We start from the raw sequence: 22,756 nt of genomic DNA on the forward strand, positions 1-22,756 counted from the left end.
CTGATGCTAGTTGGTCTAACACCTTGCAATGTTTGTCTTTTATACGTAATTTAAGGGTTTTCATGTACTTATATTAACAATCAAAACTCAAGGAAAATAGTCCTTAGTTAAATCAAACGACACTTCATGTCGTGTTGCTTATATCTCTGACCTGAAGGACAGAGTTTTACGCTCCATTTGATAAAAGTTGATTTTATCTCAGCCCAATGTAGCAAAGTTGCTGCATAAAACCCAATAAAAAAGCCCTCAAAAGGGCTTTTTTAGGGGTGAGTCAAGTCTTACCAGTGTTCACCTGGGAATAGGCGAGCATATGCCTTTTGTACCCAATTGAGTTTTTCTTGCTTACCAATAGACGCTGAAGAGCTTGGGAACAAGTTATAACCAATCGACATGAGTTTGTTATTAATGTCAGGTGCAATGGAGTAGGTGATTGAAGCCAGACGGCCCAAATTGGTCGCCACTTTCTTCGGACGTTTCACGATGGCATAGGCAATCAAGTCAGTTGCTTGTTCTGGAGAAAGGGTTGGAACGTATTTATATATTTTGGTTGGGGCGATCATTGGCGTGCGCACCAATGGCATGTAGACCGACGTGATGGCAATATTATGCGAGTGAACTTCAGCGCTCAGGCAACGGCTAAAAGCATCTAATGCGGCTTTAGACGCAACATATGCAGAGAAGCGCGTTGCATTGGCCAATACACCAATCGAACTGATGTTGATGATATGACCTTCACGACGAATCATCATTTTAGGCAACAGGTTCATCACCAAACGTACCGCGCCAAAATAGTTCAACTGCATAGTACGTTCAAAATCATGGAAACGATCGGTTGATTCATGTACGGCACGACGAATAGAACGGCCAGCGTTATTAATTAAGATATCGATATGATCGACGGAAGCGAGGATTTGTTGTGCCACAGCATCAATGGAGTCCATATCATTGAGGTCACATGGGAAAACATCGGCTTTACCGCCAGTGGCTTCAATTTCAGCTTTTACGGCATCAAGAGTTTCTTTGGTACGTGCAACCAGTAGAACATGTGCGCCTGCGTTGGCAAGGCGATGCGCTGTGGTTAAACCGATACCACTTGATGCACCGGTGATTAAAATGGTCTTACCGTTGACACGGTCAACGAAACGTTTCTCAAGTCTTGAATTCACGATGAGGTTCCCTGTTAAATCAGTTTTATTGTATTCATTTATCGGCCCGACAATGCTATGTGCAGGGCTGTTTTAAGTCAGCGGTATGATAGCGTTTTATTAAAAAAAAGCCATATATAAGTAATTGATAATAAAATAATATTTAGAGTTTTTACTCTAAATTAAAATCCCTATTTACTCATTTTTTAACACATAAATATGTGAAAGAGAAGTGCTTTTATCCACATCGTTGCAACCTAAAAAAGTCGATTTTCAAGATAAATAAAATTGTAAATAAATATAGAAGCAGGGCCATAGATGCGCAAAATTGAAAGGCGGATAATGTGGGGGTGGTTATTTAAATGAAATGGAAATAAAAACAGGCCTTAAAAATAAGACCTGTGGATTGTGCACTTGTGGTTTAAACAGCAGCTAAGGCTTGCTCTAAGTCGGCAATCAAGTCATCTGCATGCTCGATCCCAATCGATAAACGAACCATATCAATGCTGACACCGGCTGCTTTGAGTTCATCTTCATTGAGCTGACGATGTGTCGTGGTCGCAGGATGGCAAGCTAAACTTTTGGCATCACCAATATTCACAAGGCGAGTAAATAACTGCAACGAATCGATGAAACGCGTGCCGCCTGCAAGGCCATCTTGAACCCCAAAGGAAAGAATCGCAGATGGTTTGCCTTTGACATATTTTTGCGCCAAAGCATGCTGAGGATGGTCTTTTAGGCCAGCGTAGTTGACCCATTTTACTTTTGGATGCGCTTGTAAATATTCCGCCACTTTTTGCGCATTTTCAGTATGACGCTCCATGCGTAGGCTTAAGGTTTCCAAACCTTGTAAGATCAAAAACACATTGTGCGGGCTGATCGCAGCGCCTGTATTACGCAGCGGGACCACGCGCGCACGGGCAATGTAGGCTGCGTCACCTAAGGCTTCGACATAATTGACCCCGTGGTAGCTTGGATCAGGGATGTTGAGTGATTTAAAGCGTTCAGGGTATTTGCCCCAAGGAAATTTGCCGCTATCGACGATGATGCCACCGATCGAATTACCATGACCGCCAATATATTTTGTGAGTGAGTGCACCACGATGTCGGCACCAAATTCAAATGATTTTTGCAGAACAGGTGTGGCAACAGTATTGTCTACGACTACAGGTATGCCAAATTCATGCGCAATTTTCGAAATTGCTTCGAGGTCAATAATATTGCCCAATGGGTTACCAATAGATTCGACAAAGACCAACTTGGTTTTGTCATCGATGAGGCTACGCAGCGCTTCAGGGTTTTGATAATCAAAGAAGCGAACTTCAATGCCTTGTTTCGGCAGGGTGTGGGCAAACAGGTTATATGTGCCGCCGTACAGGGTCGAAACTGAAGCGATATTGTCGCCTGCTTCAGCAATGGTTTGAATCGCATATGTAATGGCCGCCATACCAGAGGCTAAGGCCAAAGCGCCAATACCGCCTTCGAGCGCTGCAACACGCTGTTCAAGTACCGCCGTGGTTGGATTCATAATGCGGGTATAAATATTACCCTGAACTTTTAAGTCAAATAAATCAGCACCATGCTGCGTGTTATCAAAGGAATATGAGGTGGTTTGATAAATCGGCACCGCAACCGCTTTGGTGGTTGGCTCCGGTGTATACCCCGCGTGAATTGCTAAAGTTTCGTCTTTATAGGTCATGATTACTTCATCTAAGAGAGCTAGTTTTTAAACAGTCTATCACTTATATATATGAATAAAAGTGCTTTATTTATAAAATGAATATCATAATTATTCATATTATTGAAAAATTTTCAGCTAAAGATGAGCGAAATCATGCCTAAAACCGCATGTTTAAATTTTGTTCGCCATTAAACTTGTAACAATGCATTGAAGCCGTGTGCGAAACCTTATTTTTTCACGACTTTATGCGTATAATAGCCGATTATTTTTTCGCTCAATTGAGCAGGGGCAACTTTGTGTTGTTCCGTATATGTTTTGACTATTGAGGAGTCCTAAGTGGCCCAATATATTTACACGATGAACCGTGTGTCGAAGATGGTTCCGCCTAAGCGCGAAATCCTGAAAGACATCTCTTTATCATTTTTCCCAGGCGCAAAAATTGGTGTGCTTGGTCTAAACGGTGCAGGTAAATCTACCTTGCTTCGTATTATGGCGGGCGTAGATAAAGATTTCTCAGGTGAAGCACGTGCTCAACCGGGTATCAAAATTGGTTACCTTGAACAAGAGCCGCCATTGGATGAAAGCAAAGACGTTCGTGGTAACGTTGAAGACGGTTTACGTGAACCGTTGGATGCTTTGGCGCGTCTTGATGAAGTATTTGCAGAATATGCAGCAGAAGATGCTGACTTTGATGCACTTGCAAAAGAACAAGAGAAGTTAGAAGCAATTATCCATTCATGGGATGCACATAACATTGTCAACCAAATGGATCAGGCTGCTGCTGCGTTGAACCTTCCAGCTTGGGATGCAGATGTATCTAAGTTGTCTGGTGGTGAGCGCCGTCGTGTTGCACTTTGCCGTTTGTTATTGTCTAAACCAGACATGCTGCTTCTAGACGAACCGACGAACCATTTGGATGCTTCATCAGTCTCTTGGTTAGAACGTTTCTTGAAAGACTTCCCAGGCACCATCGTTGCGATTACCCATGACCGTTACTTCTTGGATAACGTGGCAGAGTGGATTCTTGAGCTTGACCGCGGCATGGGTATTCCATACCAAGGCAACTATTCTTCTTGGTTAGAGCAGAAAAATGCTCGTTTAGAGCAAGAACAGAAGCAAGAAGAATCTTTTGCTAAAGCATTGAAAAAAGAGCTTGAATGGGTTCGTTCAAATGCTAAAGGTCAGCAAAAGAAAAACAAAGCGCGTATGGAGCGTTTTGAAGAGCTTAACTCACGCGAATTCCAACAGCGTAATGAAACGTCTGAAATCTATATTCCACCTGGTCCACGTCTAGGTAATAAAGTTGTAGAAGTTGAAGGTATTAGTAAATCCTTTGGTGATCGTACGCTTTATAAAGACTTATCATTCGTTGTACCACCTTGTGCCATTGTGGGTATCGTGGGTGAGAACGGTGCGGGTAAAACCACATTGTTCCGTATGATGACAGGCGAGCAACAACCAGATACAGGTACTGTGGTACTGGGTGAATCGGTTAAAGTGGCTTATGTCGGCCAGATTCGTGACACCTTAGATGACAACAAAACTGTTTGGGAAGAAGTTTCTGGCGGTTTAGACATCTTGAAGATTGGTGAATACGAAATCGCATCTCGTGCGTATATCGGTCGCTTTAACTTCAAAGGTCAAGATCAGCAAAAACGTGTAGGTCAATTGTCAGGTGGTGAGCGTAACCGTTTACAACTTGCGAAAATCCTGCAAATGGGTGCCAACGTTATCCTGCTAGATGAACCATCAAACGACTTGGATATCGAAACTTTACGTGCGCTTGAAGATGCCATTCTGGTATTCCCAGGTACTGTAATGGTGATCTCGCATGACCGTTGGTTCCTCGACCGTATTGCTACGCACATCTTGTCATTTGAAGGTGAAACCCCTGAATTTTTCACGGGTAACTACCATGAATTTGAAGAATACCGTCGTAAACGTGATGGTGATGACCTTGTTGCAAAGCGTCAAAAATACCGCAAAATTGGCAACTAAGTTCCAGTTTTAAAATAAAAAAACCAGCCTGCGGGCTGGTTTTTTATTACTTAGGATGCAATGACTATACGATAATGTCTTCATAGGCATGATGTAAGACGTAGTCTGCTTGTTCATGGCCTTGTGCAGCCGCTTTACTGAGCCAAAGCTCTGCAAGTTCATAATTGCGGTCTAAGCCGAGTTCTCCACGTAAATAACCGAGACCTAAGCGATATTGGGCATCTTTATGACCTTTTAATGCGGCACTTAAAAAATTCCACATGGCATTGCGATAGTCGGTAGGGGATTGGTCTGCTGAATCCATAGTATGGTGACTGAGAAAGTCTTGATGGTGTTGAGCTGCAAGAATTTCAAAATAAGTCCCTTGGGCGTAATCACCTTCGGCTTCTGGAATCGAAAGGTGCATTCCTTGCAACTTTGGATTCATCTGTTGTGACAACAGTGCATAGATTTTTTTCAGAGCTTGTATCATCATTGTTAAACTCCTTGTTTCTAAATATAACTACTTGATTAATAAAAATATTAATTGCAGTCATTCGTGCGCTGCGATGAATGATTTAATTGTTTTAAACAGATCACACTTAAGATGAAAATTAGCATGCTTGTCATGATATGTGAATAGGTATTGAAAAATATTTATAAGTAATTTCAGTCATCTAGATCGCGAAAAATTATTTTTAATAAATTGAAAGTAGATGCTGAAAAAAGTAGTTTTAAAGTTTGAAGGTAAAACGTAGTACTGAAGGTTGAATCATGTAATTTTATTACGTTTACTGCACCTGTTAAGCTTCAAGACTGAAGAACATATAATTTATAAAGGTCAGAAAATAATGAGTGAGCATCATGGGCATGACCACAGCCATGCCGTTGTGACGGAAGGGAATGTCAAAAAATTAAGTTTTGCCTTAGCACTGACCACGATGTTTTTGATTATTGAAGTCATTGCTGGATTTGTGACACAAAGTTTGGCGCTATTGTCAGATGCGGCACATATGTTCACTGATGCCGCAGCCCTTGCTATAGCATTAGTCGCGATTAAAATTGGCAAGCTTCCTGCTGACAACAAACGCACCTTTGGCTATCAGCGTTTTGAGATTTTGGCTGCCTTGTTTAATGCCTTGATGTTATTTGTAGTTGCAATATATATTTTGTATGAGGCCTATCAGCGCTTTTCAACGCCGCCGGAAATTCAAAGTATGGGCATGATGATTGTCGCCGTTATTGGTTTGATCATTAACTTAATCTCGATGCGTATTTTATTTTCCAGTTCACAAGAAAGCTTGAATGTGAAGGGGGCGTATCTAGAAGTGTTGAGTGATGCCCTAGGTTCGGTTGGTGTAATTATTGGTGCAGCGATTATTTATTTTACGGGCTGGATGTGGGTCGATACACTAATTGCGGTGCTCATTGGCTTTTGGGTTTTACCAAGGACTTGGATTTTACTCAAACAAAGTATCAATATTTTATTAGAAGGCGTGCCTGAAGAAATTGACATAGAAAAGTTACGCAATGATTTATTGGCACTCAATGGGGTAGAGAGTATTCACCAGTTAAAGGTCTGGGCAATAACATCAAAGAATGTGCATTTGACAGTTCATCTCTTTGCACCTGAAGCCGATCGTAATGCCTTGTATTTTGAGGCGATTGAAATGTTGCAACATGAACATGGAATCACGGAGATGACATTACAAATCGAAGAAGATGAATGTGTGGTACACCAACATACCCAAAAGTCTGATCATGCACATGGGCATCATCAAGATGATCACGCGCATTCTCATGATGAATCACATCAGCACTAATGCTGATGTGATTTAAATGGCTTGCTTAGATTTCCCACTCATGATTACATTCGCGGCATTTCCATTTTTTCTGTGATTGCATAAAACCTTGCATTGAAATTTTGAAATCTGGCAGGTCGCGATAGAACATGAAGCCAGCAATCAAGCAGGCAATAAATACAACAACAGTCGCAGTTTGTAATGTAGTACCTGCACCGTCACCAAAAATCCACATTGCGATGCTGATAATCACCAACAGTAAAAGAATAAATACCGCAGGGATGAGGATAATCAGGCTTTTAGGCACGACAGGACGAGCAACAGGCTGGCCTGCTTGCGCAAGAGGCATAATTTTAGGGCTTTGACATTTAGGGCAACGGTATTGCATTGCAACTCCATAATTTTAATCTATGGTTTATTTTAATCAGAATGACGCAGAAAGCAAAAATACCTTAAATTTAAATCAGATAAAATTTAGGCAATAAAAAACCCAAGTCATAATGCTTGGGTTTTTTATAAGATGATTTGCATCACCTTGAATATGGCGTCCCTACGGGGATTCGAACCCCGGTTACCGCCGTGAAAGGGCGATGTCCTAGGCCTCTAGACGATAGGGACAATTTGAGGCAACTTAGAGTTGGTTGACACCATCTCTCGGTATGGGCGCTATATTAGGGGGATAACGCCCATCCGTCAACTAAAAAATCAATTAAGCTTCATCAACTGCATCATTTTTCGGCAGTTTTAGGCTTTCATTGAGTTTTTCCCATGCTTTTGTTTCTTTTTTACTCGGACCGCCCACAATTTCAAGCGCATGACGTAAGCGAGCAAAGGTTAAATCAGGACCAATGGTTACCATCGATTGCATAACCGGTGTCGAAGATGTCGAACCAGCAATAGCAATAAAGAAGGTTGGCATGAAGTCACGAAGTTTAATGTCCATTTGGTTCGCCAAATCCATAAGCGTTTGGCTGACAGTGTCATTGTTCCAAGTGAACATGCTTTCTAGACGCCAAATGGCAAATTGAAGGCTTTGACGAACTTGTTCTTCAGTCAATTTTTTGCTTTCAAACTGTTCTTTGCTGAGTGTTGGGAATTGGTTGAAATAAAAACCTGCCCAATTCACTACTTCAGACAATAAATTAATACGTGGTTGAATCGCAGCAGCAATTTCTTCCAAGGTATTACGATCTGATTTCCAAGCCAGTAGGGTATCGAGCAATTGACCCGGTGTTAAACCTTTAATCCATTGACCATTTAACCAGTTTAGCTTTTCAACATCAAAGATTGGACCGCCTAGTGATACACGTTGAATGTCAAAGTGTTCAATCATTTCAGCCAAAGTGAATTTTTCACTTTCATCCGGCATTGACCAGCCCATGCGGCCTAAGTAGTTCAACAAGGCTTCTGGTAAAACGCCGATGTCTTTGTAGTAGTTAATTGATGTTGGGTTTTTACGTTTAGACAGTTTTGATTTATCTGGGTTACGTAACAGCGGCATGTGGCAAAGCACCGGCATGTCCCAACCAAAATATTTGTACAATAATTGGTGTTTAGGCGCAGAGGGAATCCATTCTTCACCACGAATCACGTGAGTGATTTCCATTAAATGGTCATCAACTACGTTTGCTAAGTGATACGTCGGTAAACCATCGGTTTTCAGTAGAATTTGCATGTCGACTTGCGCCCAAGGAATTTCGACTTCGCCACGCAGTAAATCGTTAAATTTACAAATCCCTTCTTCAGGCACTTTCATACGAATGACATGCGGTTCACCAGCAGCCAAACGCTGCGCCACTTCTTCCGCAGTGTGTTTTAAGCCACGTCCGTCGTAACGCGGTGATTCACCACGCGCTTGTTGTTCCGCACGCATTTGATCGAGTTCTTCTGCTGTTGCGAAGCAGTAGAATGCATGACCTTTTTCAACCAGTTCCAACGCATATTGTTTATAAATGTCCATACGTTCAGATTGGCGATATGGCGCATGAGGGCCACCCACATCTGGACCTTCTGACCAGTTCAAACCTAACCAACGCAATGAATCTAAAATCATTTTTTCAGATTCTGGGGTAGAGCGCAGTTGGTCTGTATCTTCAATACGAAGAATAAATTCACCGCCATGTTGCTTCGCAAAACATAAGTTAAACAATGCAATATAAGCAGTCCCAACATGCGGGAAACCAGTAGGAGAAGGTGCGATACGAGTACGAACAGTCATAATCAGCTTTTAATCAGAATGTAAATTGGGATCTATTATAACGAAAAAGCCTGATCACTTAATGCTTAATTCAACATTGAATGATCAGGCGTTTTTAGTGTTTTTTAGACGACAGTGGGGGAACTGGTCTAAAACAATAGCTTGGGCAGCATCAATATGCTGATGTCGTTATGAGTTGCTACCAGAGAAAATGGCTTGAACAAAACGAGAAAAACTTTGGTTTTGTGATGCAAAGAAACTTTGAGTCGGTGCAGCTTTAATAGACGTAAGTACTTTTAAATTATCGTCTGTACGGCCTTTGCCTTCAGATTTTTGCTGATTAATCGCTTTTTCGATCAATGATGTACGTTCAGCAGGCATCGTAAGTTTGTTATTCGATGCGGTGCTGGTTGCAGCACAAAAACCAGTCTGTGCAGTCACGATTAAACTTAAGCCTAGGCATAGTGCGTATGAAAATTTCATGTCCAAATCTCCCCCTAGTTTTGGTGATGGAACTTTTTATTTGCAAAATAGTTTTAATATTTAGACTACGATTTAACCATCTTTCGTAATTAAAAAGTAGAACTACGTCACAATTTTTACAAAAAAACTAAAAAAGTCTGTACTAGGATTACCTAAATAGACTGTTTTCTCCAGATTTTCGGATGTTTTAGCAAACAACTATGAAGATAGCATGGAGATCGCTTCTGATTGTTGCTGTATTAGCAGAATTAAAGCTTTAAATACGTTATTTTTAGATATCTTTAAAACAGAAATAGATTTGAATTTATATTATAGATAGCTGATTGTTAAAGTTATTTTTGATTTATATAGTGCTCTCAAGATCAATTTGAGTTTGAGCAGATGAAAAAAATAATAGCATCGGGTATTTTCGCTTTATTGGGTGGGGTAGCAGTACAGGTATATGCCGCAAAAGATTTCTTAAATGTCTCATATGATCCAACACGTGAGTTTTATCAGGAATATAACCAAGAATTTGGACAATATTGGAAAAAACGTACAGGACAAGAGATTAATTTTAAACAATCTCACGGTGGCTCTGGCAAACAAGCTCGTGCAGTAGCAACGGGTTTACAAGCGGATGTAGTCACTTTGGCATTGGCAAATGATATTGATGAAATTGTGGCGACCGGACAAATCAATAAGAACTGGCAAAAGCAATTTCCACATAATTCTGCACCGTATACATCAACCATCGTATTTTTGGTGCGCAAAGGTAACCCGAAAAAAATTAAAGATTGGAATGACCTGACCAAACCGGGTGTTGAAATTATTACACCAAATCCAAAAACAGGTGGGGCACCGCGTTGGATCTATTTATCAGCTTGGGGATATGCTTTAAAACAACCGGGTGGCAATGATGCCAAAGCCAAAGAATTGGTGAAAAAACTCTATAGCAATGTCAAAGTTTTGGATTCAGGCGCACGTGGTTCACTCACGACCTTTGCTGAGCGCGGCATTGGAGATGTGTTGCTGTCTTGGGAAAATGAGGCATTGTTGGCGACTCAGGGCTTAGGCAAAGATAAATATGACATTGTTTATCCGTCTATTTCGATTTTAGCTGAACCTTCGGTGGCTGTAGTAGATAAAACCGTCGACAAAAATGGTAATCGAAATTTGGCGAAGGGTTATTTAAACTATCTATATTCACCTAAGGGCCAAGAGCTGGCAGGTAAATATTTCTTCCGCCCTCGCGATGCAAAAGCCACAGCAAAATACGCTGTTCAATTCCCGAAAGTTCAAACCTTTACCATTGATAAAGTGTTTGGAGGTTGGGCAAAAGCGCAAAAGACACATTTTGTGAATGGTGCGATTTTCGATCAAATCTATAGTGAAAAGAATAAAGAGTAAGTCTGCAAATAAAGTTGATTGGTGTAAAAACGGATAATTGGGGTTATCCGTTTTTTTGCATATGTAATGCATAAAAATCTATATATAGGGAATAAGTAGATTGTTTTTGTGTATTTTAATATGAAAAACAAACAATTAAATTCGTAGCGTTAGCTGTATTCAGCAAAGGGTCTAAACACGCTGCAATTGCGATTTATGACTTTATTTCATATATTTAGCAGTATTGAATATAACTTTATGCTGGCTGTTATGAAAACTCAATTTAAGGCGTGGCTCAGTGCTGCGTTGCTTGCCACTGGTGTTGCTTTCTCAGCGTCTGCTCAGGCCGCTGATCGTGAATTTTTAAACGTTTCTTATGATGCAACGCGTGAATTTTATGACGAATTTAATAAGTCATTTGGTGCATATTGGAAAGAGCGTACCGGTAAAATGGTCGCATTTAAACAATCACATGGTGGTTCCGGCAAACAAGCCCGTTCTGTAGTAGACGGTTTAAAAGGTGATGTCGTGACTTTGGCCTTGGCCAATGACATCGAAGAAATTGTAAAGTCTGGTCAGATTCAGCCGGGTTGGCAAAAAGAGTTTCCACATAACTCAGCGCCATATACTTCAACGATTGTCTTCATGGTGCGTAAGGGCAACCCGAAACATATTAAAGATTGGTCTGATTTAACCAAACCGGGCGTACAAATTATTACCCCGAACCCGAAAACTGGCGGTCTACCACGTTGGGTTTACTTGTCAGCTTGGGGTTATGCTTTGAAACAGCCAGGTGGTAATGAAGCGAAAGCCAAAGATTTCGTGGGTAAAATGTACCATAACGTAAAAGTGATGGACTCTGCGGCACGTGCATCGATGACTACATTTGCAGAACGTGGTATTGGTGATGTGTTATTGACTTGGGAAAACGAAGCTTTAGTTACTCAAAAAACTTTGGGTAAAAATAAATTTGATATCGTATATCCATCGATGTCGATTTTGACTGAGCCTTCAGTGGCGATCGTGGACAAAACTGTCGAAAAAAATGGTAATAAATGGTTAGCTCAAGGCTATATCAATTATCTTTATTCTCCATTAGGTCAAGAGATGGCTGCTCGTCATTTCTATCGTCCACGTAATGCAGCAGTTTTAGCAAAATATAAAACTCAGTTCCCACCTTTAAAAACTTTTACTATTGATGAAGTCTTTGGTGGCTGGGCAAAAGCACAACAAACACATTTTGTGAATGGTGCGATCTTCGATCAGATCTACAATAACAAGCGCTAATACATCGAAATCTATGATTTGAGATGTACAAAGACCTCCTTCGGGAGGTTTTTTAATGGATGGCAAAAAATAAAAACGGTTTTCTCTATGGAAAGTAATATTTCTGTACAAAAAGACGTTTGGAGCTTTGCTAAAACAAGGTAATAATGTGCAGTTACATTTTTAGCTGTGTTGAACGAACCCTTATGTCGCATATTTCTGTATTACTTCATGAAACTGTTGATGCTTTACTGGCAGATCGCAATACAGGAATTTTCGTAGATGGCACATTTGGGCGTGGTGGTCATACGCGTTTATTACTGTCTAAATTAGATGAAAACGCACGTGTTTATGCCTTTGATAAAGACCCGCAAGCGTTGGCTGTTGCAGCAGAATTAGAACAAGAAGATGCGCGTTTTAAAATCATTCACGCTAGTTTTGCCGATTTAAAAGAGGAACTGCGTAGTCGTGGTATCGATTTGGTCGACGGTATTATGGCGGATTTAGGGGTGTCATCTCCGCAGCTAGACCAAGCAGAGCGTGGCTTTAGCTTTATGAAAGATGGCCCACTCGATATGCGTATGGACAATTCACAAGGTCCAACAGCCGCAGAGTGGTTGGTTGATATTGAAGAAGAAGATTTGGCCAATATTATTTTTAAATATGGTGAAGAGCGTTATAGCCGCCGTATTGCTAAAGCGATTAAAGCGGCAGGGTATATTGAAACCACAGCTCAATTGGCTGAAATCGTGAAAGTTGCCCACCCGAAATGGGAAAAAAATAAACATGCAGCGACACGAACTTTCCAAGCAATTCGTATTGCTATTAACAAAGAACTCGACGATATTGATATCTTCTTACCTCAAGCGGTGGAGATGCTGAAACCTGAAGGCACTCTGGCAGTGATCAGTTTCCACTCTTTAGAGGATCGTTTAATTAAACAATTTATTCAAAAAGAATCTACACTTGCAGAAGACACAGGCTGGGGTTTACCACAAAAACGCGAAGATACCCGCCGCTTAAAAAAAGTGTCACGAATTAAAGCAAGTGAAGAAGAAGTTAAAGCCAATCCACGATCTCGTAGTGCTTGGCTTCGTGTGGCAGAGCGTTTAGCTTAAAAGGCAAAGAATGAAAACCGAAGCAATCGAAAAAAACTCTGATCAATCGCAGTCAAAGAAAATCATTACATACGGCATTTTATTGCTCTTGGTTTTTGTGAGTGCGATTATGGTGGTGTTTCAAGTCTTTGAATATCGCCAAGATTATCGTCAATTGAGTACCTATATGCGTGAAAGGGATGACCTCAACGCAGAATGGGGACGTTTGCTGATCGAACAACAAACTTTTGGTGCAACAGCCCAAATTGGGACACGTGCAGTTACCCAATTACGGATGTATTCGCCTCCTATTGCACAAACCGTTGTTATTTCATTGCCACAAACTCCAGAACAGAAAAAATAGGCTGCCGGTCACATGGTTGAAAAGAGAAACAAACAAACTCCGCGTAAAAAACAGCAGTCTGTTACTGGTCGTACAGCCATTTCGGTGGAGATGTGGCGCTATCACTTGATGTGGGCGGTGGTTTTACTGTGCTTTATTGCATTGGTCGGGCGGGCTTTTTATGTACAAATCATCAATAAAGACTTTTTACAAAATAAAGCCAATGCCAAAATTTTAAGAACTGAAACCTTAAAAGCCATGCGCGGTGTAATCTATGACCGTCACGGCGTTCCTTTAGCCATTAGTACTCCGATCATGAAAATCGTGATCGATCCACGTGATTATTTTGACAATAAAAAACTCTTTGAAGAAATTACGGTGGAATTGGCTAAAGATCCAAACAACCGTAAGTTAAAACGTCAATTACCAGATAAAAATCTGAATTTAGATGAACTCGCTGATGCTGTAGGGATGGATCGTGCTGAACTGAGACGCAAAATGAATGAGCGTCCACGTTCACGTTATTTAGTTTTAAAGAAAGAAGTGCCACCACAACAAGCTGAATTGATCATGAAACGTGACTTTCAGGGGGTATATACCGAGAAAAACTATAAGCGCTACTATCCACAGCCTCAGCCAAACTCACAAATTATTGGTTTAACCAATAGTGAGGGTATGGGCATCGAAGGTTTAGAGATGCAATTGAATGAACGTCTTGCAGGCGTAGATGGTGCGCAGCAAATTGTCCGAGATAAAAAAGGCAACCGCGTTAAAGACCCTGAGATCGTGAAAGAGGTTGAGTCGGGTGAAAATATCACGCTGAGTATTGATTCACGTTTGCAATACATTATGTATCGTGAGTTGACTGCAGCCGGCGTAGCCAATAACGCACGTTCTGCCACAGCGATTGCCGTGGATGTCAAAACAGGTGAAATTTTAGCGATGACCTCTTGGCCGTCGTACAACCCGAATGATAAAAAAGGTGTCTTAAATAAAGATGCCATGCGTAACCGTGGTGCGATTGACTCTTTTGAGCCAGGTTCAACCATGAAGCCAATGACCGTGGCAATGGCATTGGAAAGCGGTAAATACACGGCAAATACGGTGGTAAATACTACACCGGGTTCTATGCGTGTAGGGAATCATACTATCCGAGATACGCATAACTATGGCCCTCTGACTTTGGGCGGCATTATTCAAAAATCGTCTAACGTCGGTGTGGCAAAAATCGCTTTATCTCTCCCTTATGAAACATTACCAACGTTCTATCAACGTCTTGGCTTTGGTCAACGTTCAGCGGTGAAATTCCCCGGTGAAAGTGCTGGTCTGATTTTGCCGAAGAGTAAATGGAATGTGTCTGAAGTAGCGACCATGGCTTATGGTTATGGTTTGAACGCTACAGTACTCCAACTGGCTGATGCTTATGCCATGATTGCCAATAAGGGCGTCAAAATGCCACTGAGCTTGTACAAGCTTGAGGAAAAGCCGAAAGGTGAGCAGATGGTTGACCCTAAAATTGCTGATCAAGTACTTTTAATGATGGAAGCAGTGACCTTGCCGGGTGGTACGGCACGTCAAGCCAATATTCCGGGTTATCGCGTGGCGGGTAAAACTGGTACAGCACATAAATTACGTGCAGACCGTAAAGGCTATTCGACTTCAGAATATCGAGCACTCTTTGCCGGTGTTGCACCAGTGAGTGATCCACGTTTGGCCATGATTGTTGTAGTGGAAAACCCGACAGGTCAGTATTACGGTGGTCTGGTGGCTGCACCAGTTTTCGCTCGTGTAATGCAAGAGTCTTTACGTTTAATGAACGTACCATTAGATAAACCTTTAGACACTCCTAAGATCCAGTAATAGGTGATGAATGAAAATTACGTTTCAAGATCTATACACCGTTGAACAGCCCGCTGAATGGATGTCGCAATCCTTTCAGGGCTTCAATCTGGATAGTCGCAAAGTTACAGCAGGGCAAATATTTATTGCCCTGACTTCGTTTTCGCAACCTGAAAAAACAGCACAATTTGCACGTACAGCGTTAGAGAATGGCGCGTTGGCTGTCATTTCAGAAACTGATTTGGGCTTGGATCAAAGTGTTGTGATTGCGGATGTGCGTCAATTGATGGGGCAGTGGCAAAAGCAATATTTACAGACGACTCAACCGGTTCAAGCTGCACGAATTTTGGCAGTGACGGGTACCAATGGTAAAACCACGATCTCTCGTTTAATCGCTGAATTACTCATGTTGCAAGGCAAAAAATGTGCAGTGATGGGAACCACTGGTAACGGAATTTTACCGAATTTAGAAGCCTCTTCTCACACCACTTTAGATGCGTTACATATGCAAAATGCATTGCATGCCTATGCGCTTGAGGGTGCAGAGTTTGCTGCCATTGAGGCAAGTTCGCATGGCTTAGAACAAGGTCGATTAAATGGCTGTGCAATTGAAATTGCCGCTTATAGCAATTTAAGTCGTGACCATTTGGATTATCATAAAACCCTTGAAGCCTATGCTGAAGCGAAATCACGTTTGTTTCAGTTTCCATCGCTCAAAGTTGCAGTCATCAATCTCGATGATGAACATGCAGAAGTGATGCTGAATGCCGCACGCCAAAACCCGGCTCAGCCTAAAATTTTGACTTATTCAACGCGTCAGGCTGCGGATTATCAAGTGACGGATATTCAATACAGCTTAACGGGCGCACAATTTAAATTGCGTACTGCTCAAGCTGAATTTGTGGTGCAAAGTCCATTATTGGGACACTTCAATATTGAAAATATTGTGGCGAGCTTAATTTCAGCGGAGCAAGCGGGTTTTGACTTATCTGCCTTGATCGCAACTGCGCCCAAGTTAAAAGGTGCACCGGGTCGTATGCAAGTGATCCGTGATGATGAGCGCCTGTTTGTGGTGGATTATGCACATACACCAGATGCTTTAGTTCAAGTGTTACAGACTTTAAAACGTCATGTATCGCAACAGCTATGGGCGGTGTTTGGCTGTGGTGGTGATCGTGACCGTGGTAAGCGTCCATTGATGACACAAGCGGCATTAAACCATGCAGATATTGCGTTGATTACCTCGGATAATCCACGTACTGAAAACCCAGAACAAATTTTTGCAGATATGAAGGCTGGTATTGATTTTACTGGAAAAACTGTCCATGAAATCCATGACCGCCGTGAAGCGATTAAATTCGCAGTCAACCATGCGCAAGCGGGTGATATTGTGGTGATTGCTGGTAAAGGCCATGAAAACTATCAAGAAATTGATGGTGTTCGACATTGGTTTGATGATGTGGTGGAAGTGAAATCAGCGATTGACTCCCAGCATCACAACACTGACTCGGCTTATCCAGCGCAATAGGAAACAGATATGCATACTTCAACGACCAGTACGGTTCCGTTAGAACCATGGACTGCCGAACAGTTGGTTCAAGCGACACAAGGTCACTGGCATAACAATCAAGCGCCGACAGGTTCTGTAAAACGAATTTTGACCGACTCACGTCATGCAGAGCAAGGTGACGCTTTTCTTGCCCTGAAAGGTGAACGCTTTGATGCGCATGACTTCCTTGCTCAAGTGGCTGAAAAGGGTTGTGAAATTGCCATTGTGAGTCATCCGGTCGATGTGGATATTTGTCAGTTGGTGGTTGCAGATACACGTTTGGCGCTTGGACATTTGGGTGCATTTCGTCGTGCCCAAAACCCAGCTTTAAAAGTGATTGCCTTGACAGGAAGCAGTGGTAAAACTACGACCAAAGAGATGCTCGGGAGTATCCTTTCTCGTCTTGCACCAACATTAATTACGCGCGGTAATTTAAATAATGACCTTGGCGTACCGATGATGTTACTTGAGTTGCGTCCAGAACATCAGTATGCCGTGATGGAGCTTGGTGCCAGTCATAAGGGTGAAATTGATTACACCTCAAATTTGGTACAGCCTCAGGTTGCCGGTATTTTAAATATTGGTACTGCTCATATGGGTGAATTTGGTGGGCGTGATGGCATTTGTCGTGCCAAGTCTGAAATTTATGCACATATAGCGAAAACAGGAACTTCGATTGTGCCTGCGGCAGATGATTTTACAGATGCCATTCGTCAAGCTGTGCAAACTGAGCAAGTAATGAGTTTTGGTCAGGGTGGGGATGTCTTTGCGACTGAGACGGAGCTTCAGGCTCAATCTTCACGTTTTATCTTAAATACGCCACAAGGTGCACGTCCTGTTCAACTGCCATTTGCTGGTGAACATAATGTGCAAAATGCCACTGCAGCCGCAGCTTTCGCGTTGTCGATTGGTGTGAGTTTAGATGATATCGTTGTGGGGCTTGAACATGCGACAGGTGCCAAAGGCCGTCTAAACTTTATTCAACATAAAGATTATTTGTTTATTGATGATACTTACAATGCAAATCCAACCTCAATGCGTGCTGCTGCTGATGTACTTGCGCAGCAAGATGGCATAAAAGTCATGGTCATTGGGGATATTGGTGAGTTAGGTTCATCTGCTGCACAGCAGCACTACATGTTGGGACGTGATCTTGTATCACACTCTGGTCTTCAATTTGTCGTTGCTGTCGGTGAGTTTTCACCTGCTGTGCAAGAAGGCGCGCGCAGTACACAATATGGTAAAAAATTACAGGCCTTTCTTACTCAAGAACAGGCTTTACCGTTATTAATTAGTCTAGTCAAAACACATCAGCCTCAGTCCATGAGTTTCCTGTTTAAAGGTTCTCGTTATACCCACATGGAAACTTTGATGGCTGAATTGATGGAGAAACTTTAATGCTGTTATGGTTATTTGAGCAGCTTGCGGGTTATCACAGCTCGTTTCAGGTTGTTCGTTATTTAACGCTTCGTTCGCTACTCAGTGTCTTAACGGCATTGGCCATTGGTCTGTTGCTTGGACCTGTGATGATCCGCAAATTGCAAGCTCTCAAATATGGTCAGGCAGTCAGTTCATTTGCACCTGAAAATCATGCAAAAAAAATGGGCACACCGACTATGGGCGGTGTGTTGATTTTACTGTCTATTGGGATTTCAACCTTACTTTGGGCCGATCTTTCAAACCCTTATGTATGGATTGTACTTGGCGTGATGGTGATCTTTGGTGCTGTTGGCTGGGCCGATGACTGGATTAAAATCCGTTATAAAGACAATGCCGGTCTACCTGCGAAGAAGAAATTCTTTTGGACTTCTGTGGCATCGTTAGGCGCCGGTATTGCACTTTATGTGATTGCGACACAGCAAGCAAACCCAGTACATACCTCAAATATGTTGGATCTGCTGATTCCATTCTTTAAAGAAATTAGCATTCCATTGTCTATTATTCCACTCGGTATTGGCTTTATTGTCTTTACTTATTTGGTGATTAACGGCGCATCTAATGCTGTGAACTTAACCGATGGTTTGGATGGTTTGGCGATTATGCCAATCGTTCTGGTTGCCGCAGGTTTAGGCGTATTTGCTTATCTGGCTGGTGATGTTCGTTTTGCCGATTATTTACATATTCCTTATGTGAAATACGCATCTGAACTTGTCGTGATCTGTGCAGCAATGATCGGTGCTGGCTTAGCATTCTTATGGTTTAATGCGCATCCTGCTCAAGTCTTTATGGGTGATGTTGGTGCTTTATCTCTAGGTGCGATGCTCGGTACGATCGCAGTCATGGTTCGTCAAGAAATCGTTTTTGCCATTATGGGCGGTGTCTTTGTGGTTGAAGCTATTTCTGTTTTCTTGCAAATTGGCTCACTGCGTATGCGGAACAAGCGTGTATTCTTAATGGCACCGCTGCACCATCACTATGAGAAAAAGGGATGGCGTGAAACTCAGGTGGTGATTCGTTTTTGGATTATCACAATTATGCTGGTAGTTTTGGGTCTAATGACTTTAAAATTACGTTAAGCAAATAAATAAACGAAACCGGCATTTGCTCCCACAGATGCCGGTTTTTTTATTTCAAAAATATAGTGGAGTAAATGATGAACCTGTTGATGTGTCCTGTATGCCGTGAAGCATTGAAACTCACAGAGCGGACATGGCGCTGTGAAAATAATCATAGCTATGATGTTGCAAAACAAGGCTATGTCAATTTACATGTGGTTCAACATAAACACAGTAAAAACCCGGGTGATACGCCTGAATCTGTACAGGCGCGTCGAGCATTTTTAAGTGCAGGTCACTATGCACCTTTGCAACAGGCAGTAGTGGCTTTGATTCAAAAGTTACGTGTTGAAAACTTGTTGGATATTGGCTGTGGTGAAGGCTATTACACCAATGCGATGCAAGCTGAAGTATTACAGTGTGTGGGTGTCGATATCGCTAAAAATGCAGTACAAGTGGCCGCTAAACTGAATAAAGAGGTGACTTGGGTGGTTGGGACAGGGGCAACCTTACCTGTATTAGATCATTCGATTGACTTGTGTACGAGTTTATTTAGTCCTATTCCTCAAGAAGAAATCCTTCGTGTGTTAAAGCCTGAGGGGCACTTGATGGTGGTTACACCTGCGCCAGAGCATCTTTATGCAATGCGTGAAGCCCTGTTTGAAGAAGTAAAACTACATGAACCGCATAAATTTGTGGAACAACTGGCGAATGATTTTGAATTGGAAAGTGAGCAAGTGGTACAAGCGAAAATGTCACTTTCTCAGCAGGATCTCAAAAACTTAATTGCAATGACGCCTTATGCCTATAAAGTGAAAGCTGAGCGTCGAGAAGCTCTAGAAAAAAATGAACAATTTGAGTTGCAAGCGCAGTATCAAATTTATCTCTTTAAAAAGAAATAATGCATTGGAAGTGATAAAAAAAGCCCTCGTTTGAGGGCTTTTTTTATGCAGCTTATTTACTGAACTTGATCGATGAGATGATCAAGTGCGTCAGTTTTATGCTCTGTACCTTGTGGTTTAGGCTGCATTGGTGGTGGCGCAGTTCGAGTCGGTGCAAGATTGGTTTCAGCAGCCCCTGGAAGATCTTCAAAATCATTTTGCGTAGCCTGTGGTTTTGGTACAACAGGAGCAGGACGATACAGCGGCTGAGCCATCGGCGGCGTTGCTGCACGATCTTGTTCAGGTTGACCTTGAGTCGCTTTAGCTGAATTGCGATTGATTGGATTTTTGGCATGAGTGTCTAAACGCACCCAAGCTTCAGGTGTGCCTTTGAGTGATTTCGCCATAAAATCTGACCAAATCGGCAGAGCTGCAACACCACCATATTCACGACGACCTAAGGTAGAGGGTTGGTCAAAACCGACCCAAGCCACAGTGACTAATTTTCCATTAAATCCAGCAAACCACGCGTCTTTTGCATCATTGGTTGTACCGGTTTTACCACCTAAATCACCGCGACCAATTTTTAATGCCGCACGACCTGTACCGTGTTGGATCACGTCACGCAAGATGTTCGCCATATCAAAGGCCGAACTTGACTTCAAAATTCGCTGAGCTTGTTTATAGTTTGCTGCTTCAGTATCTGAAATTTTCGATTCAACAGGTTTATTATCCTGATTAGTGACTTCAATCACTTCATCATCCGGCGTGGTCGGATCTGCTGATTCAACTTCGTCTTTTTGATTGATACATTGAATACATGCATATTCAGGATTGGCTTGATAAATCACTTTGCCATAAGCATCTTCAATACGGCTAATAAAGTGCGGTTGAATACGATATCCACCGTTGGCAAATGTCGCATAACCTGTCGCCATTTGAATCGGCAACACCTGTGGGGTACCTAAAGCAATGGTGTAGTTACGTGGAATTTGGTTTTCTTGTAAGCCAAAATCCATAAATAATTGGCGAGTACGTTCAATTCCGACGACTTGTAATAAGCGAACTGAAACTGTGTTACGTGATAAATAGAGGGCACGGCGTAGAGGTATCATCCCTAAATAGCGACCGTCAGAGTTTTTAGGCGTCCACTTGCCAATCGTAATTGGATTGTCATTGACCATGGAATACGGAGTCATGCCACGTTCAAGTGCTAAAGCATAAACAAAGGGTTTAATGGTTGAACCCGGCTGACGCCAGCCTTGTAAGGCACGGTTAAATTTAGATTGATAAAAATTATAACCACCGACAATGGCTTCAATACCACCATTGTTGGGATTAAGGGCAATCAATTGACCTTGTGCTTTTGGAATTTGTACCAAAGCCCATGAGCTTTTATCAGCATTTGGACGTAGGCGAATTATATCTTTTACTTTTACAATTTGTGAGGCTTTGCTTGGCGCATTGCCTACACTATTGGCATTGCGATAGGGGCGTGCCCAAGACAGACCTGACCATGGAACTGTCACACTACTGCCGTCTTGCATCAACACTTCGATACTGGTGTTGTTAACTTTAGTGACTTCGGCAGGGTATGTGTTGGCATATGGAATAAAGTTTTTTAATGGCTCATCATGTGCTTCTGCACCACGCCAACCATGTCGTCTATCGTAAGCTTCAAGACCATCTTGCACAGCTTGCTCAGCATAGGCTTGGCGTTGGCTGTTGATGGTGGTATAGACTTTATAGCCAGAATCTGTCGCTTGTTCGCCAAACTTTTCTACGAGCTCAGAGCGAACCATTTCCCCGACATAGGGGAATTTGTTGCTAACTCCGCGGTCAGGCATATCGAGATTAATTGGCTCAGCAATTGCTTTTTGATATTCCGATTGATTGATATAACCCAATTGCAACATACGTCCTAAAATCCAATTACGACGCTCTAAAGCACGTTTTGGATTGGCTACAGGATTATATTTTGATGGTGCTTTGGGTAGGCCTGAAATCATTGCCATTTGAGCCAAGCTCAAATCTTGCAAGCTCTTGTTATAATAAATTTTTGCAGCTGCTGCGATCCCGTATGCATTTTTGCCCAAAAAGATTTTGTTAACATACAGCGTTAAAATTTCTTCTTTACTTAGATTTTGTTCAATTTTTCGAGCAAGAAAAACTTCGGTTAGTTTACGTTTTAAAGTACGCTCTGGAGTGAGATAATAGTTTTTTGCAACCTGCATTGTAATGGTTGAACCACCCGTTTGCACATCTGAGCCCGTAATACTTTCACTGACGGCACGCCCCAATCCTTTGAAACTAATTCCGCTGTGTTCAAAGAACGAAGAATCTTCCGCAGCTAAAAAGCCATGAATGAAATGAGACGGGATTTGGTCGTACTCTACAGGAACCGAAAGTTTGCCACCATATTCTGCAATCAGCTCATTATCAGCACTATAAACTTGCAATGGTTTTAATAATGGAGCCTTTTTTAAGATGGACATTTCAGGCAAAGACGGGGCAATATAGAGATACATGCCATAGAAACCCATTGGAATTGCGACCAAAACAATAATAATGGCCAAAAAAAATGGATGAACAAGGCCTGAACAAGATAGCTTTTTCATAACAAGTAAGTTTTA

General features: G+C 42.0%; 18 protein-coding genes and 1 tRNA gene. 11 read left to right on the top strand and 8 right to left on the bottom strand.

Features of this window, described 5'->3' with window-relative positions; translation table 11 throughout:
* Positions 1-278: 278 nt before the first annotated feature.
* A complete protein-coding gene (locus FTT77_RS06810; RefSeq protein ID WP_078189400.1) occupies positions 279-1,166 on the bottom strand; it encodes an SDR family NAD(P)-dependent oxidoreductase in 888 nt (295 codons plus the stop codon).
* A gap of 400 nt (positions 1,167-1,566) precedes the next feature.
* Entirely contained in the window at positions 1,567-2,844 is a 1,278-nt protein-coding gene (locus FTT77_RS06815; RefSeq protein WP_180026119.1) for an O-acetylhomoserine aminocarboxypropyltransferase/cysteine synthase family protein, read from the bottom strand.
* 318 nt (positions 2,845-3,162) lie between these two features.
* Between FTT77_RS06815 and ettA the strand changes: the two genes are divergently transcribed.
* Positions 3,163-4,824 (top strand): energy-dependent translational throttle protein EttA, encoded by a 1,662-nt coding sequence (ettA, locus tag FTT77_RS06820; RefSeq protein WP_078189398.1) that lies wholly within the window; start codon positions 3,163-3,165, stop codon positions 4,822-4,824.
* A gap of 64 nt (positions 4,825-4,888) precedes the next feature.
* Here the strand turns inward: ettA and FTT77_RS06825 are convergent, their stop codons facing one another.
* Positions 4,889-5,299, bottom strand: coding sequence for an SEL1-like repeat protein (locus tag FTT77_RS06825; protein WP_180026118.1), 411 nt, complete (start codon positions 5,297-5,299; stop codon positions 4,889-4,891).
* Positions 5,300-5,654: 355 nt separating this feature from the next.
* Here FTT77_RS06825 and FTT77_RS06830 point away from each other — a divergent pair, with 355 nt between their 5' ends.
* Entirely contained in the window at positions 5,655-6,626 is a 972-nt protein-coding gene (locus FTT77_RS06830) for a zinc transporter (protein ID WP_180026117.1), read from the top strand.
* 25 nt (positions 6,627-6,651) lie between these two features.
* Here the strand turns inward: FTT77_RS06830 and FTT77_RS06835 are convergent, their stop codons facing one another.
* From FTT77_RS06835 to FTT77_RS06850, 4 genes are all read right to left on the bottom strand, one after another.
* On the bottom strand, positions 6,652-6,993 hold the full coding sequence (locus tag FTT77_RS06835; protein ID WP_078189395.1) for a hypothetical protein: 342 nt from the start codon (positions 6,991-6,993) through the stop codon (positions 6,652-6,654).
* Between the two features lie 154 nt (positions 6,994-7,147).
* Positions 7,148-7,223: transfer RNA gene (locus FTT77_RS06840), tRNA-Glu, on the bottom strand.
* Between the two features lie 91 nt (positions 7,224-7,314).
* Positions 7,315-8,823, bottom strand: a complete 1,509-nt coding sequence (gene gltX / locus FTT77_RS06845) for a glutamate--tRNA ligase (RefSeq protein WP_180109107.1) — start codon at positions 8,821-8,823, stop codon at positions 7,315-7,317.
* A 168-nt stretch (positions 8,824-8,991) separates the two neighbouring features.
* Entirely contained in the window at positions 8,992-9,285 is a 294-nt protein-coding gene (locus FTT77_RS06850) for a hypothetical protein (RefSeq protein ID WP_180026116.1), read from the bottom strand.
* Positions 9,286-9,666: 381 nt separating this feature from the next.
* Here FTT77_RS06850 and FTT77_RS06855 point away from each other — a divergent pair, with 381 nt between their 5' ends.
* The 9 genes from FTT77_RS06855 (at position 9,667) to FTT77_RS06895 (ending at position 20,144) form a co-directional block, all read left to right on the top strand.
* Positions 9,667-10,674: a sulfate ABC transporter substrate-binding protein gene (locus FTT77_RS06855; protein WP_180026115.1), complete on the top strand. Its 1,008-nt coding sequence runs from the start codon at positions 9,667-9,669 to the stop codon at positions 10,672-10,674.
* Positions 10,675-10,923: 249 nt separating this feature from the next.
* Positions 10,924-11,940 carry a sulfate ABC transporter substrate-binding protein gene (locus FTT77_RS06860; protein WP_180026114.1) on the top strand — a complete coding sequence of 339 codons (1,017 nt, stop codon included), beginning with the start codon at positions 10,924-10,926 and terminating at the stop codon, positions 11,938-11,940.
* Positions 11,941-12,125: 185 nt separating this feature from the next.
* Positions 12,126-13,037, top strand: coding sequence for a 16S rRNA (cytosine(1402)-N(4))-methyltransferase RsmH (rsmH, locus tag FTT77_RS06865; protein ID WP_180011304.1), 912 nt, complete (start codon positions 12,126-12,128; stop codon positions 13,035-13,037).
* A 10-nt stretch (positions 13,038-13,047) separates the two neighbouring features.
* Positions 13,048-13,380, top strand: a complete 333-nt coding sequence (ftsL, locus tag FTT77_RS06870) for a cell division protein FtsL (protein WP_078189390.1) — start codon at positions 13,048-13,050, stop codon at positions 13,378-13,380.
* Between the two features lie 12 nt (positions 13,381-13,392).
* Positions 13,393-15,219, top strand: coding sequence for a penicillin-binding protein PBP3 (gene ftsI, locus FTT77_RS06875; RefSeq protein WP_180026113.1), 1,827 nt, complete (start codon positions 13,393-13,395; stop codon positions 15,217-15,219).
* A 10-nt stretch (positions 15,220-15,229) separates the two neighbouring features.
* On the top strand, positions 15,230-16,726 hold the full coding sequence (locus tag FTT77_RS06880; protein ID WP_180026112.1) for a UDP-N-acetylmuramoyl-L-alanyl-D-glutamate--2,6-diaminopimelate ligase: 1,497 nt from the start codon (positions 15,230-15,232) through the stop codon (positions 16,724-16,726).
* Positions 16,727-16,735: 9 nt separating this feature from the next.
* Positions 16,736-18,145, top strand: coding sequence for a UDP-N-acetylmuramoyl-tripeptide--D-alanyl-D-alanine ligase (murF, locus tag FTT77_RS06885; RefSeq protein ID WP_078192536.1), 1,410 nt, complete (start codon positions 16,736-16,738; stop codon positions 18,143-18,145).
* Positions 18,145-19,263 carry a phospho-N-acetylmuramoyl-pentapeptide-transferase gene (gene mraY, locus FTT77_RS06890; RefSeq protein ID WP_078189386.1) on the top strand — a complete coding sequence of 373 codons (1,119 nt, stop codon included), beginning with the start codon at positions 18,145-18,147 and terminating at the stop codon, positions 19,261-19,263. The genes murF and mraY overlap by 1 nt, the downstream gene beginning before the upstream one ends.
* A gap of 77 nt (positions 19,264-19,340) precedes the next feature.
* Positions 19,341-20,144, top strand: a complete 804-nt coding sequence (locus tag FTT77_RS06895) for a putative RNA methyltransferase (RefSeq protein WP_180021660.1) — start codon at positions 19,341-19,343, stop codon at positions 20,142-20,144.
* Between the two features lie 56 nt (positions 20,145-20,200).
* Here the strand turns inward: FTT77_RS06895 and ponA are convergent, their stop codons facing one another.
* Positions 20,201-22,741, bottom strand: a complete 2,541-nt coding sequence (gene ponA / locus FTT77_RS06900; protein ID WP_180026111.1) for a penicillin-binding protein PBP1a — start codon at positions 22,739-22,741, stop codon at positions 20,201-20,203.
* Between the last annotated feature and the right edge of the window lie 15 nt (positions 22,742-22,756).

The organism is Acinetobacter sp. YH01010, assembly GCF_013420775.1.
Taxonomy (GTDB): Bacteria; Pseudomonadota; Gammaproteobacteria; order Pseudomonadales; family Moraxellaceae; genus Acinetobacter; species Acinetobacter amyesii.